This window comes from Microcoleus sp. A006_D1 (assembly GCF_036702805.1).
In the GTDB taxonomy this organism is placed as follows: domain Bacteria; phylum Cyanobacteriota; class Cyanobacteriia; order Cyanobacteriales; family Microcoleaceae; genus Microcoleus.
This window is the reverse complement of the sequence record NZ_JAUBVZ010000002.1, coordinates 349,719-363,920: the sequence shown is the minus strand read 5'-3', so window position 1 is coordinate 363,920 and position 14,202 is coordinate 349,719. Positions and strand designations below refer to the sequence as shown.

12 protein-coding genes are annotated in these 14,202 nt (G+C 44.3%); 4 read left to right on the top strand and 8 right to left on the bottom strand.

What is annotated here, in order from left to right:
- Positions 1-158 precede the first annotated feature (158 nt).
- Positions 159-860, bottom strand: a complete 702-nt coding sequence (locus tag QUB68_RS04495) for an alpha/beta hydrolase (protein WP_332989769.1) — start codon at positions 858-860, stop codon at positions 159-161.
- A gap of 255 nt (positions 861-1,115) precedes the next feature.
- Here QUB68_RS04495 and hpsL point away from each other — a divergent pair, with 255 nt between their 5' ends.
- On the top strand, positions 1,116-2,780 hold the full coding sequence (gene hpsL, locus QUB68_RS04490; protein ID WP_332989768.1) for a hormogonium polysaccharide biosynthesis protein HpsL: 1,665 nt from the start codon (positions 1,116-1,118) through the stop codon (positions 2,778-2,780).
- A 225-nt stretch (positions 2,781-3,005) separates the two neighbouring features.
- Here hpsL and QUB68_RS04485 read toward each other — a convergent pair whose 3' ends face one another.
- From QUB68_RS04485 to QUB68_RS04470, 4 genes are all read right to left on the bottom strand, one after another.
- Positions 3,006-4,388: a DPP IV N-terminal domain-containing protein gene (locus QUB68_RS04485; RefSeq protein ID WP_332989766.1), complete on the bottom strand. Its 1,383-nt coding sequence runs from the start codon at positions 4,386-4,388 to the stop codon at positions 3,006-3,008.
- A gap of 68 nt (positions 4,389-4,456) precedes the next feature.
- Entirely contained in the window at positions 4,457-4,903 is a 447-nt protein-coding gene (locus QUB68_RS04480; protein WP_332989765.1) for a hypothetical protein, read from the bottom strand.
- Positions 4,900-5,772 (bottom strand): ParA family protein, encoded by an 873-nt coding sequence (locus tag QUB68_RS04475; protein ID WP_332989763.1) that lies wholly within the window; start codon positions 5,770-5,772, stop codon positions 4,900-4,902. The genes QUB68_RS04480 and QUB68_RS04475 overlap by 4 nt, the downstream gene beginning before the upstream one ends.
- A gap of 312 nt (positions 5,773-6,084) precedes the next feature.
- Positions 6,085-6,291: a hypothetical protein gene (locus QUB68_RS04470; RefSeq protein WP_332989762.1), complete on the bottom strand. Its 207-nt coding sequence runs from the start codon at positions 6,289-6,291 to the stop codon at positions 6,085-6,087.
- A gap of 172 nt (positions 6,292-6,463) precedes the next feature.
- Here QUB68_RS04470 and QUB68_RS04465 point away from each other — a divergent pair, with 172 nt between their 5' ends.
- From QUB68_RS04465 to QUB68_RS04455, 3 genes are all read left to right on the top strand, one after another.
- Positions 6,464-10,789, top strand: coding sequence for a HEAT repeat domain-containing protein (locus QUB68_RS04465; protein WP_332989761.1), 4,326 nt, complete (start codon positions 6,464-6,466; stop codon positions 10,787-10,789).
- A 226-nt stretch (positions 10,790-11,015) separates the two neighbouring features.
- A complete protein-coding gene (locus tag QUB68_RS04460) occupies positions 11,016-11,225 on the top strand; it encodes a hypothetical protein (RefSeq protein ID WP_332978812.1) in 210 nt (69 codons plus the stop codon).
- Complete coding sequence (locus QUB68_RS04455) at positions 11,222-11,488, top strand: type II toxin-antitoxin system RelE family toxin (RefSeq protein ID WP_332989758.1); 267 nt, start codon at positions 11,222-11,224, stop codon at positions 11,486-11,488. Before QUB68_RS04460 ends, QUB68_RS04455 begins: the two co-directional genes overlap by 4 nt.
- Before the next feature lie 4 nt (positions 11,489-11,492).
- On the opposite strand, the gene QUB68_RS04450 is transcribed toward QUB68_RS04455, so the two are convergent.
- From QUB68_RS04450 to typA, 3 genes are all read right to left on the bottom strand, one after another.
- Positions 11,493-12,038: a hypothetical protein gene (locus QUB68_RS04450; RefSeq protein ID WP_332989756.1), complete on the bottom strand. Its 546-nt coding sequence runs from the start codon at positions 12,036-12,038 to the stop codon at positions 11,493-11,495.
- A complete protein-coding gene (locus QUB68_RS04445; protein ID WP_293131904.1) occupies positions 12,035-12,259 on the bottom strand; it encodes a hypothetical protein in 225 nt (74 codons plus the stop codon). The genes QUB68_RS04450 and QUB68_RS04445 overlap by 4 nt, the downstream gene beginning before the upstream one ends.
- Positions 12,260-12,370: 111 nt before the next feature.
- Entirely contained in the window at positions 12,371-14,161 is a 1,791-nt protein-coding gene (gene typA, locus QUB68_RS04440; protein WP_332989753.1) for a translational GTPase TypA, read from the bottom strand.
- Between the last annotated feature and the right edge of the window lie 41 nt (positions 14,162-14,202).

Sequence of the window (14,202 nt, the reverse complement as noted above, 5' to 3'; positions counted from 1 at the left end):
TCAAAATTGTCTGCGGGATGCCACAACTGCTGGCTAAACCCGCCCCTACGACACATTGATGATTTTCTTACCAGAGGGGGCGGGTTTGGTCTCAAAATTGTCTGCGGGATGCCACAACTGCTGGCTAAACCCGCCCCTACGACACATTGATGATTTTCTTACCAGAGGCCTCTGACGGGCCTCACAGGCTGCGGTGCTGGTGCTGGTAAGGGTGGGCTGGGGCGACGCGCTGGAGGGGGAGTTGTTGGCTGCACGTTGCGGCGAGGTGCGATCGGACTTTCGGTGCTAGTTGTTTCAGTTGTCCTCGTTGTCTCGCGCATCGAATCTTGAAGCAGGCTGCTGAGATTTCCGGCCAAACCCTGAATTTTCCCAACAGTCGCAGCAATGCTGGCAACATCTACGTAAACCTCCGGCAGAGGATACTTTTTCAGGATTTCCAGCAGCGATACCTTACCGTCGTCGCCGGATGCCAGCATCACCGCCGCCCGCAGAGCTTTGCCGCTTTCGGTGCGGCGCTGAGTCCGAATTGCTTGACCGATTTCGTCACTGATTTTTTCTCCCGGGGTGCTGTAAATTACCCGGGCCAGATTAGCTGGCTTTAAACCGATTTCTAAACCGATCAACCCTCGCAGTATTTGTGGGTCCATTTTGGAGAACCCGATAATTTGTTGGAGGGTTGCCGTCGTCGTGCCGTCTTTGGCAAAGTCTTCTAAGTCGCTGATATTGATGGTTTGACGGATCGGGCCAAATGTGAGGACAACTTTTTCGGCCGCCAATGCTCTACTGCTGCTCGATAATATGCTCGCGCTTGCTCCTAAAAAGATGGCAATGCCGATCGATACAAATTTTGTTAACTTCATATTCAGTTTCAGCGATCGATTAAAATTATTTTTTCGAGATTTGTACATTATAGATGCAGCGGTTATATTCTACAAGGTCGCAAGTGTAAGTAGCGCCCGCATCACACCCACAATCTCGATCGACATTGGCGATCGCTCTCGACTTTCAAAATAATTAACCGCATCTTCCCAAATATTTTTTATTTTATTGATTCTGCCTGCTACCTTCTAGATCATATCGCCTTCAGCCTTCTACATAAGTCCCTTCTAGAAGTTATGTTGAAAACCAAGCGCAAATCCCAAAAATCCAAACACAAGCACAGCGACAAAACCACAGCGCTCAGCAAAAAAGAAGTCGCTGCTCAAAAACGCAAAACTTCACAAAAGCGCAATGAATTAGTGCAGGCGATCGTCATTTGCTGCTTGGTCAGCATTGCTGTCAGCATCCTCCTGTTGTTCGTTGCCCGCCCTAAGATTGCTATGGCAGGAGGCGCAGCCGTAGCCATCTTGCTGCTTTCCTACAAATACCCCCGTCAAGCTTTGTGGGCTTTTCTAATTTACCTGCCTTTCAGCGGTACAATTACTTACGCAATTGGCGGCGGGAATGCTGCATTTCAAGTAGCCAAAGATGCTTTCTACATACCAGCTCTCATCGCCCTAATTCAAGGCTGCAAAAAGAAACAGTTGCCTGTGTTCATTCCCAAACAAATGCTTTCTACCTTCAGCATCCTGTTGATGATGGCAATGCTGACTTTAATTTTTGTCAACGGGGAGATGCAGCTCAACCCTATGAAAGGCGACAAACCTATTCTGCAAGGAATTCTCGGCTTAAAAGTATTGATAGGCTACATACCGCTGATTGCTTGTACCTATTATCTGCTCCGCACTAAGAAGGATTTGGTGTTTTTTGGTAGAATGCACGTAGTTTTGGCGATCGTTTGCTGCGTTCTCGGTTTGATTCAGTACCTGTTGCTGCAAAGCGGAAGGTGCGCTGGCACCCGAGGAATGACCGGAGAAGAATTATATAAAGCAACGCTGCAAGCTAGATGTTTTGTCGGCGGTTCTCTGGTATTCAGTCCCGAAGTCAAATTCATCCGTTTGCCGGGAACTTTTGTCGCGCCTTGGCAGTGGGCGTGGTTTTTAATCTCTAATGCTTTTTTAACCTTTGCCTGTGCCTTTTGCGACCCTTCATTCTGGTGGCGAGTTATCGGTTTACTTGGCATGGCATTAGTATTTGCCAATGCAGTTATTTCCGGTCAAAGAGCTGCTTTAGTGATGGTTCCAGTTGCTACGGCAATCCTGCTAATTCTCACCGGTCAATTAGTCAATTTCAAACGATTTATTCCCATCGGTGCAGGACTGGCGATACTGCTGTTTGTCGGTGCGGCAATTAACCCGGGAATTGTCGAGCAGCGGTGGGATAGTTTTGTTAACCGCTGGAATGCTGCACCGCCCCAGCAGTTTTTGTTAAATCAGTTGGAGCAGAGCAACAATTTTATCATTGGCAAACCTCTCGGGAGAGGTGTGGGACGAGCGACTAATTCAACGCGGATATTTGGTGCTACGCAGCTAATTGAAACTTTTCATCCTAAGTTGATCTACGAACTCGGTTATCCGGGAATGATGGCTTTTCAAATCATGCTTTTACACTTAGCTTTTCTAACTTTTCGAGCGTACCGTTCTGTGAAGGACAAAAGTTTGCGGAGTTACGGAGCTAGTTTTTGGGTGTTTGTGGGATTTATTACGATCAATCCTCAATACTATCCGCTGGATGTAGATCCAGTATCTGTTTATTACTGGGTTTTGGCTGGAGCGATTTTAAAGTTGCCCAAAATTGACAAACAGGTGCAGGATGAAAAACATCAGGAACTTCAAGGACATGAATTGGAAGTTCACCAGCAATTTAAGGAGAAAAAAATTATTGCATCTGCTCCAATTTGAGAAAAATTCTGTAGGGGCAGGTTTAGCGAATAGACTTTGCCAATAATCGATAAAATTTGTACAAAACCTGCCCGTACCTATTAATACGCAGAGATAGTTTTGCGCGGAGATTATACTTTACTGCGGTTGCCAAACCGGGTAGGGTCGGCAGTGCACACCTTGCCGACATAAGCAGCACGTCAAACCACTTGCGTCCAGGACTGTATGATTAATTAACCCGTAAATTTACTGTGGCTGCCAAACCGGAAGACCAGCATTTAAATCCTTGTCGTTGGTCAATTTAGTCAATCCTGAACCGTCGCGATTAATTACATACAAATTGCTTTTGTCTTCTTTGATTTCATTAAATGTAAAAGCAATTTGTTGGCTGTCAGAAGACCAAGCTAATTCATTGATTGCCGACGGTTCTAGCCGAAGAGCTAGTTGATTTAGGTTGTCACCGTCAGCATTTATTGTGTATAATTTTTGCTGGTTGAAGTCTCCGGCGGCGAAGGCGATAAGTTTGCCGTCGGGCGACCAAGAAAGTGCATCATAATTTTGGGGTTTTTGGGTGAGGTTCTGGGCTGTTGGGCCGTTAATGTCGATCGCATAAATATCTTGCATTTCCCCGCTCAAATCGCCCGGTTTGCCCTGATAGTAAGCAATGCGGCTGCTGTCTGGCGACCAAAATAGCTTGACGCTGTAAACCTGATTTTGCGGGTTGTTCGTCAATTTTTTGAGGTTTGTGCCGTCGGCATTAATGGTGTAAACTTGCTGTTGGGGATAGGTACCGGAGAAAAAAGCGATTTTTGTGCGATCGGGCGACCAGACAAGTTCGCTACCACCGGATATATATTTGCCCGGACTTTGAGTTAATTTAGTCATTTCCGAACCGTCAGCATTCATTTTGTAGATATTTTTATCCTTGACAAATGCTACCTGCTGGCCGTCAGGAGAAAGATAGAAGGCTGATGAAATTTCTGTTTTAGGCGGCTCTCCCCCCGCTTCCAAATTCCGAATTAATTTAGTTCCTTTAATGCCAGAAGTGTCACTTGTATAAAGTGATTGACTGCCTGGAGAATCAGAGGTTGAACCGTCGCAGGAACGAGCAAAAACAAGTTTCTGGCTGTTGGAAAACCAAGATATTTTAAAATTAGCTGCTTTGCAAAACTCCCCAGCAAACTGTTTAGTTAGCCCGGAACCGTCAGCATTGACTGTATAAATGTCAGTGTCTCCGCTAACGAAAGCCAGTCGATCGCCCTTGGGCGACCAAGCTAGGGTATAACTAACATCTATGTTGGGTGCAAGTTCGCGGCGAGCAGAATTGGTAGCGTTGACCGCAAATAAACTGTTCCTCACCTCGCTGCCGTGCCTTTGGAGAGCTGTAAATGCCAGTATCCTCGGTTTTTGGGCTGCGGGTGTTCCGGGGCTGTGAAGGCTCAAAAATATGGTGATTGCGAGTGTTAGGGTGATTAGGGCGATCGACCAAAACCGCCATAATTTATGGAAGCTTAACAGTTGCAAAATTTGCAACCAGCTTTTTAGGGGCGGGCAAGATGCCCACCCCACAGTCAACTTAAACTTTTGTGGAACTGGCTTTTGTAGAAAACTCTTTTGTGGAACTGGCATCTTGCCTGTTCCAGATCCCAGTAGCCAATGCAAGTTAAAACCCATTTTATCGATTCATCTGCTAATTTTTAAAGTGTTTGGCGATCGATATGCCGCGACAGCATCAAACTCTGCTTAATTCTACCAATAATTAGTTCAAACATTTTTTTGCGGGACGGATTCTTGCTGCTGGGCGGCATCCCTAACTCGCAACACATCAAATTCAAATCAGTTGCACTCATAGCAGACAATTTTTGCCTCACCTCTAGTTCATCACCATTCTTAGCTTGTAAACGCAATTCTTCATAAACTTCGAGAACATTTCCCGCCGATGAATTAGCAGGTTTAGCAACATCAGCAACAGTAGCTAATTCCGATTTTTTAGACCTAGCGGAAAGCACTCCCCGCTTGACTTGAGTCTCAATCCTAGTTAATTTTTTGGAAACCTCCCGCAAGATTTCCTTAAGTTCGCCAATTTCATCAACTAACCCGCCACTTTCTTCCTCAGCAGCAGCCAAAATGTCTTTTTTAATCATTTCAGATACTCCTCACACTCGCGCCAAAGTTGCTCAAATTCTTTCACCAATTCTCGCGGCAGTTCTCCTTCATTAATCGCCCGTTTTAGCCCGACACTTTCCCGAATCGTCGATTCTAAAAATCTCACTTCTATGTTATTGTCTTTTGATATCTCAGCGCAAAGTCTCTTGACTTCTCTCATGTAAAACTGAACTTCATTTGTCAGCAATCCTCCATAGGTTTTAGCTTTATTCATAAACACTGCAATCTTAGGAAACGGGTAAGGCTCAATCCGTTTCTGGAGCGAGTTTAAAACTAAACTCAATCCCCGAGAACCAAAATAATCTGGGTTGACGGGAATTAATACTAAGTCGCAACAAGAGAGTACGCTGTAGGTGAGGAGACTGAAGGAAGGTGAACAGTCAAACAGCATCAAATCGTATTTGGGGAGATTGGGAGAGTTGGCGATTTTGCCGCTAAACTGGCGGATGAAGTCTTTAACACTTTTCCCCTCAAATCCATCCAAATCTAACCAATACAATTCTTCAACTGAAGGGACAAAATGCAACTGTTCGTCAACCTGATAAATGGTGTCGAAACCAACGGGAAATTTAAAGTTCTGTCCGGCTTTTTTAAAGACTTCGAGGGCATCGTAAATTGTCAGTCTGTGTTTGAGAGATTTTTCGTACCACTTACCAAATTTGTCATCTAAATGACCCGTATTTTCGTTAAGCCCGATCGCCTCTGTGAGCGACATCTGCGGGTCTAAGTCTAACATTAGAACTTCTAAGTCTGTGCTTTGGGATATGATATTTCCCAGACTCCAAGTGACGGTAGTCTTTCCGACACCGCCTTTGAAGTTGATTACGGCTATGGATTTTGGACTCATGGCTGGGTTTGTTTAGGTTTTGCTCAAATATAAATTAAAACATATTGTGTGACTTAGTTCAGCGTGCGATCGCAGTCCGATGTGTCAATTGACATGAAAAAGAAAGTGCGATCGAGAAGCTAATAATAAAATAAACATGAGATTATGTCAAATAACGGGGAAGTAAATCTTTACGGAGATAGATGCACAAATAGATCGGAATGCGTAAGCTGAAATTTCAGAATCAGGAGGCAGGCTATGACGCGAGAAGTTATCGAAGGGGCGATTGAACTTTTCGCTATCGAACAACTGTTTTTGAGTTCAAGATTACTTTTACCCGCGCGATCGCATCCAAAAACAATACAATAGAACCAACGCCAACCATCCCGACACATAGCACAACCCAGGAAGCGCAACATCAATATTGGGTAAAGACTGCGCGTTAACTTCAATCAATTGATTAATATATGGCTCAACAAAATTACCATGAGCATCTTCCAATGCTTCGCGTTGTTTGATTCTGTCTTCTTGGGTAGCCATAATTCACCTCGTTTTGTGCTTATGAGGTAAATTATTTTTTTGGGCTTTTGCCCAATCAAGCAAAAACCAAAAATTATGAAAGCCTTGTATAATCAGGGTTAAGCGCTTGGGCAAACCAACTGGTTTGGGCAAACTTGCCCAAGCGACGATAAATTTTATTCAAAAGGTAGCGATGGCACGAAAATACGGGAAAAACGCCACCACAAAAAACAACGTCTTCAAACTGGTTGAAGCGTTACTCGCCCTCGCGGATGGGGAAATTGACGTGCCGGGGGATAAGCTGAAAGCTACCTTCAACGTGGAATGGGTAAAGGAAGATGAGTTGCTGGTATCGGGTAAATTTCAGCAAAAACGCAACAAACAAACCAAAATCGTTGAAGGGATAACTAAAGAAGATTTATGGGCATTGGTGGAATGTTTCGGAAAGGCGTTAGAACTATCTCAACCCAAGGATGAAAAGAATGTCGATAACGCCCAGAGAAGAGGAGAGGCAATCCAAGATGTTCTCGACTGTCTGAAAGACTTAGGTATACTTGACCTTAAACCTAGTGCAAGAAATCAAGGATTTTGGAAATTTTCCCTCAAACTGAATCATCAAACTGCCGAGAAAAAAGACAATTTAGAAGTAATTGAGGAAAAGTGGAAGGTTAAAATTGGGTCAGTCACAGTCGAGATATCCCATGAAACTCCTAAACCTAAAGAAGAACCCATAAACTGGCAAGAAATCTGCCGCCACAACCTCGCGCAACAAAAGCAACTCACCACCAATCTCTTCACCAACGCCAACGGGATGACTCCGCAACTGGATGGCGTTTATGTTCCCTTAGCCATTGTCGAACGTCAAAAACCAAAACCTCAGCCTGGGACTCAGCCGGAAGAAAAGGAAAAAGAAACAGAAAAACTGATTCCCATTGCTGAAGAACGCTTTTTTGAGGATGTGTTGCGACAAGGCAAAAGCGACATTAGTCAAGGGCGAAAAATTGCGATTATTGGCGAACCGGGTGCGGGGAAAACCACGCGGTTGCAGAAGATTGCTGATTGGATTTTAGAGCAAGATTTGGGGTTGCCGATTTGGATAGATTTAGCTGAATTAGGGGAGCAAGATATCTGTGAGTATTTGGAAAAAGTGTGGTTGCGTCGGTGTCAAGGAGAAGTCACGCGCCGGGATTTAGAAGCGCAAATGAGTCGGGTTTGGTTGTTGCTGGATGGTGTGGATGAAATGACTCACACTCAAGGAATGCAGCAGTTAGCGAAAGATTTATTAAGGTCGTGGGTACAGCCGGCGCGGGTGGTGGTGACTTGTCGGGTGAATGTTTGGGAGGCGGATAAAAATGCTTTTTCGGGGTTTGATGTGTTTCGCAATTTGGAGTTTAACCGGGAACAGGTGACGGAGTATATTCGCCGTTGGTTTGCGGGGATGGGGGATGGTGCGGCGGGGGAGAGTTTGGAGGCGGAGTTAGTAAAGTCGGAAAATTCCCGTCTCAAGGAGTTAATTCAAAATCCGTTGCGGTTGTGGATGTTGTGTCAAATTTGGAGTTCGAGAAAGGGAACTTTACCGGATACTCAGGCAAAATTATATGCAAGTTTTATTAAGTATATCTATCGCTGGAAAGAGCAATTTATCAAAACCTACGCAAAGCTATGTGGAAAAACTCAGAGTCAGTGTCAGGAACTTTTACATCAAGGGTTAGGAGAATTAGCAAAAGCTGCAATTGATGGCAAGTCTAGTCGTTTTCGCTTGTCCTATCAGCTAGTTAGTGAGTATTTAGGAGAACGCAGCGATGAAACCTCTTTATTATCATTAGCGTTATCTCTAGGATGGTTAAATCGGGTAGGCATCGATTTTGATGAACCGGAAGAATCTGTCTATGGGTTTTATCATGCGACGTTTCAGGAGTATTTTGCGGCGTTGACGGTGGATGATTGGGATTATTTTTTACCTCGGAATCATGTTAATTTTCCGGTGGTGGGGAAGGAATATCGGATTTTTGCAGCGCAGTGGAAGCAGGTGATTTTGCTGTGGTTGGGGATCGAGGGTCTGAATCGGAAGCAGAAGGATGAGTTTATTGAGGCGTTGGGTGGGTTTAAAGATGGGTGCAGTGATTTTTATGAATATCGAGTCGGTTTTCTAGCTGCTGCGGGAATAGGAGAGTTTAAAGATTGTTCGCGGGCTGATGAAATAGTAGCAACAATCATTAAGTGGGGCTGTGGTTATTTGAATATTGAAAAACAAAAATGGCAGACATTTCTCGATCCAATTGCAGAGGGAGCAAGAGCAGCACTGTTACAGACAAATTATAGTATAGCTGTCAACCAACTCATTGATTTACTGAAAACTACTGACGATGAGAAAGTTCGTCTAAATATCGCTGAATATTTGGGTAAAATTGACCGAGGCAACCCAGAGGCGATCGCAACTTTAGTCAGAATCATTGAAACTACTGAGAATAAATTAACCTGTCAGATAGCTGCCTATAGTTTAGAGGAAATAGAACAAGGAAATCCCCAAGCAATCGCTGCTTTAGTCAGAGTTCTCGAAACCACTGAGGATGAATCAACCCGTTGGCAAGTTGCCCATACTTTAGGGCAAATAGAACAGGGTAATTCCCAAGCAATCGCTGCTTTAGTCAGAGTTCTCGAAACCACTGAGGATGAATCAACCCGTTGGCATGTCGCCTATACTTTAGGGCAAATAGAACAGGGCAATTCCCAAGCAATCGCTGCTTTAATCAAAGTTCTCGAAACCACTGAGGATGAATCAACCTGTATCAAAGCTGCTAAGAGTTTAGTGGAAATTGACCCCGAAAATCCTCATACTATTGATGCTTTGGTCAGAATTCTCGCAACCACTAAAGATGAAAATATCTGTCAGCAGTCTGCCTCTAATTTAGAGAAAATTGGGCAGGGTAATTCCCAAATCATTGATTATTTAGTCAGAATTATTGAAACCACTGAGAGGAAATTTATCCGTAAAAAAGTTGCCAAGAGTTTAGGAAAGATAGGACAGGGAAATTCCCAAGCTGTGGCTGCTTTAGTCAAAATTATCGAAACTTCTGATGATTTTGAAATCTTTTGGGCTGCTGCCATTAGTTTAGAGGAAATAGGGCAGGGTAATCCTCATGCCATTGCTGCTTTAGTCAGAATTATTGAAACCACTGAGGATACATATACCTGTATGCTCGCTGCCTCTAGTTTGGGGAAAATAGGACAGAGCAATCTTGATGCTATTGCTGATTTAATTAGAATTATCAAAACCACTGAGGATGAATATACCCGCTGTTATGCTGTCGAGAGTTTAGGAAAAATAGGGCTGGACAATCCCCAAGCTATTACTGCTTTGGTTACAGTTCTAGAAACCACTGATCGTGAATATATTCGTATGCTTGCTGCTAAAAGTTTAAGTGAAATTCAGTTGGGCAATCCCGATGCTATTGCTGCTTTAGTCCGACTTCTTGAAACTAATGAAAATGAATCTGACCGTCAAGAAATTGCTGAAAGTTTAGGGAAAACCAACCCAGGCAATCCCGATGCTATTGCTGCTTTAATCAGAATTATCAAAACTACTGAGCATGAATCTGTTCGTCAGAAAGCCGCTTCTAGTTTATGGGAAATAGACCTGGGCAATCCTAAAGCCATTGCTGCTTGGGTCAGACTTCTTGAAACCACTAAGGATAAATTGATCCGTATACAGGCTGCCAATAGTTTAGAGAAAATCAGACAGAGCAATCTCAACACTATTGCTGCTTGGATCAGACTCCTCGAAACCGGTCAGGACGGATATGGCTGTGGGTGGGCTGCCAGGAATTTAGGACAAATTATTACCACTAACGCACAAAGGAGAAACGTGATTTCTGCCCTCAAGCCTCATCTCATCAATAAAACCTACGAAAACAACTTTAACCTCTTTGAAAAATGCTATCAAGTCCTCTGGAACATTGCCCAAGAACTCCCGTACCCCGACTTCTATCAAGCATGGCACCATCAACTCACCACACCCCATCCAGAAGTCCCAGAAACAACAGGAGTCGGTTCTACCCCCTTCACGCAAAGCCTCAATTTAGCAGATTTACCCAAAATCCTTGAAGCCAGACTTGTAGAAACACAATTAATCGATTCAGTACAGCTAATTTGCATCGACACCAGCAAATTCATCGACCCCAATAACCCCGCCCCCGACATCTACGAACAATTCCTCGACCAAAACTGTCCCGAAAGATCCAACGGCGAACCCGAAACCCTCTCCCAACTCAAATCCTACTGGAATCGACTCCGCCGCCACAGCGACAAACACCCCATCCTCATCTTCTACGAAGACCCCACATCCCCCGCCGCCCAAGGTTTTAGCCCTACTTTCCTCGAAGCCCTCACCCGCTTCGACGGTACAATCTGCCTCATCGCCGACACACCTCATCCACCCCTGCAAACCTTCTCCCCCCATGAGCCCGATTTACTTCAGGCTGTCGTAAACTGGGTCAAAAGAGTTCATTTTGAGTCTTAAAGAAACCGGGTTTTTGGCTACTGCTACGAGGCGCAGCGAATAATTCAAGGGAAAAACCCGGTTTCTGGCGAGAAGCAAAGAAACCGGGTTTTTCGCAGTTTCTGGGGGGTTTGACGAGTATTCTCGAAAAAACCCCGTTTCTGGCCACCCGTGAACTGAATTTGGCTAAATTTTCCCTGTTTTGTGATATAATTAAAACCTTAAAAAAATAGCACAGAAAAAAGCTATGTCTGAAATTACTCTAGACGAAACCAAGCTTAAAGAATTACTCAAAGCAGCTATTTTTGAGTTATTAAAAGAACAAAAAGAAGTATTTTCGGAAATTTTAACAGAAGCCCTAGAAGATATAGGAATGGAAAATGCTATCAAAGAAGGCGAAAATACTGAAACAGTCAGTCGCGAGCAAATCTTCAAAATCTTGAAGGCAAAACCATGAATGTTGAGTTTAGAAAAAGCTTTGAAAAGGATTTGCTCAAAATTCTTGATGCCGACTTGTTTCAAAGAATTCAGGAAGCGATCGAAGATGTTGAGAATGCAGAAAAATTAAATGAAGTCAGCAATCTTAAAAAACTAAAGGGCGATGGAGATTACTATCGCATTAGGCTGGGAGATTACCGCATCGGTATTAAAGTTAATGAGGGCGTAGTTTGTTTCGTTAGGATACTGCATAGGAAAGAGATTTATAGATACTTTCCTTAATCATTTAACGTTCGTGAATTGATTTACATTCCCAAAAAAATCTAGGCCCAACCGTCAAAACTTGTTCTGTTGGCATGAACAATTCCCAATAGGGAAGTCCAGAATCATCTTGGAAATCTGGCTGTAAAATTAGTTGGTAATCACCCTCAAAAACTAGAGTGAGACTAATATTATGAGCATCAATCACAAAATCAATCAATTCTTTATTTTCCAATTGCTGCAAAACTTTTTTGACAGCATCTATTTCTACCTCGTCTATTTCTGCATCTATATCTACCGGCAAGGAAGAAGTTAAGATTCGATCGCCTTGCTTGAAAACCCAAGGTGTTGCCCTTGCGCCAAATTGCCAACTACCTTTGCATAGATGTGCTAGTTTTGGGTGAGTATAGGCAGACATCTCACCGAAATCTAGCCGTAATTCATCCCCATAACTAAATATAACCTGATGACAAATTTCTCCGATAATTGGTTTAGTAATGACTGAAATAATTTGCTCGATATTTGGCTTCTGATTAGCAGCAGAAGATTCAAAAATAATTCTTCTGCTCATTGCAAATCCTGTAGATCGACTTCAACTAAATTTTGTCTGTCTTTAACATTTTCAATAGCTTTCAACAGTTTGTTTTTATTGACTTCCGATTTCAATAGATATTCGGTTTCATCGCATTCTGAGACAATTATTTCAATCTCTTTATCTCCAAAAATCGCTTTGATTTGTTCTAAAAAGTTACGATCTAGTTCGCTGGCTTTTAAACGATAAACTGTTGACATCGTTTTTACCTATTTTTGATTGAGTTAAAATGATTAATATTGCCTTTAAATACAGTAGTTTGAAGTAGACACTCAGGGCTGGCAAAATTAATTGCCAGCCCTAGACTGATTCTATCGTTTCACCAACTTCTTAGAAACCTTCCGCAAGCGAATTGATTTCGGTGTTACTTCCACCAATTCATCCTGGCCGATGTATTCCAAAGCGCGTTCCAAACTCATATCGACTGGTGCTTGCAATTGCGCCAATTCTTCACCGCCAGAGGCGCGGTGGTTTGTCAACTGCTTCGACTTGCAAATATTCAGCTCCATGTCTTCATCTCGGTTGTTTTCTCCGATAATCATCCCTCTGTAAACCTTGGTTCCGGGGGTAATGAAAAATACGCCGCGGTCTTCAGCATTTTTCAGTGAATAAGTAGTTGCAGTTCCTTCTTCAAAGGAAATTAATACTCCGTTGCGACGGGCGATAATTTCTCCACCGAGGGGGCGATAGTCGAGGAAGCTGTGGTTCATAATTCCAGCGCCGCGAGTTAAGCGCATAAACTCGCCTCGGAATCCAATCAAACCACGGGCGGGGACTGAAAATTCGATTTGGGTGCGGCCGGTGCTGCTGACGTGCATATCTTGCATTTCTGCTTTCCGCTGACCGAGGCGTTCGATGCAGCCGCCGACTGCTTCTTCGGGTACGTCTAACACCAAACATTCAAAGGGTTCGCAGGGACGACCACCGACTTCGCGGAAGATTACTTGCGGTTGAGATACTTGGAATTCGTATCCTTCGCGGCGCATATTTTCGATCAGGATTCCGAGGTGGAGTTCGCCACGGCCGGATACGAGGAATTTGTCGGGAGATTCGGTTTCTTCGACGCGCAAGGCGACGTTGGTTTGGAGTTCTCGCATTAGTCGATCGCGAATTTGACGCGATGTTACCAAACTACCTTCTTGACCGCAGAACGGCGAATCGTTCACAGAGAAAGTCATCTGCAAAGTTGGTTCGTCTACTTTGATTAAAGGTAGCGCTTGCGGGTCGTTGGGACAGGTAATTGTCTCGCCAATATACGCATCAGCAAAACCGGCAACGGCGACAAGATTACCAGCAGAAGATTCTGGGATATCAATCCGCTTCAGGCCTTCAAAGCCCATCAATTTGGTAATTTTTGATTTGACAATGGCGCCGCTTTCGGTGATTAAGACTGCTTGTTGACCGATTCTAATCGTGCCGTTGTGGATGCGGCCGATGACGATGCGGCCGACGTATTCTGAGTAATCTAAGGTGGTTACTTGCAGTTGCAGCGGCTTGTTGGGGTCGCCTACGGGGGGTGGTACGTGGTCGAGGATTTCTTCAAAGAGGGGCTTCATATCTACCCCTTCGTCTTCGAGGTGTTTTTTGGCGTAACCGCTTAAGCCGGAACCGAAGAGGTAGGGAAATTCGCACTGATCGTCGTCAGCACCTAGTTCGAGGAACAGATCCAAAACTTTATCGACTGCTTTGTGGGGGTCGGCTCGCTCGCGATCGATCTTGTTGACAAAGACGATCGGGCGCAGTCCTTTTTCCAGGGCTTTTTTGAGCACGAAGCGGGTTTGCGGCATCGGGCCTTCGTTGGCGTCTACGATTAGCAAGCAACCGTCTACCATGCCGAGAACTCGTTCGACTTCGCCACCGAAGTCGGCGTGTCCGGGGGTATCGACGATGTTGATTAGGGTTTCTTTGTATCGGACAGCGGTATTTTTGGAAAGGATGGTGATGCCACGCTCGCGCTCGATGTCATTGGAGTCCATGACGCAATCTGGGACTTCTTCCCCTTCGCGGAAGACCCCGGACTGTCTGAGGAGAGCATCCACAAGGGTGGTTTTGCCGTGATCGACGTGAGCAATAATGGCGACGTTGCGAATGGGAAGACTCATAATGCGTCCGAGACGTTAAACGGATTTAACTAAAGATTTCT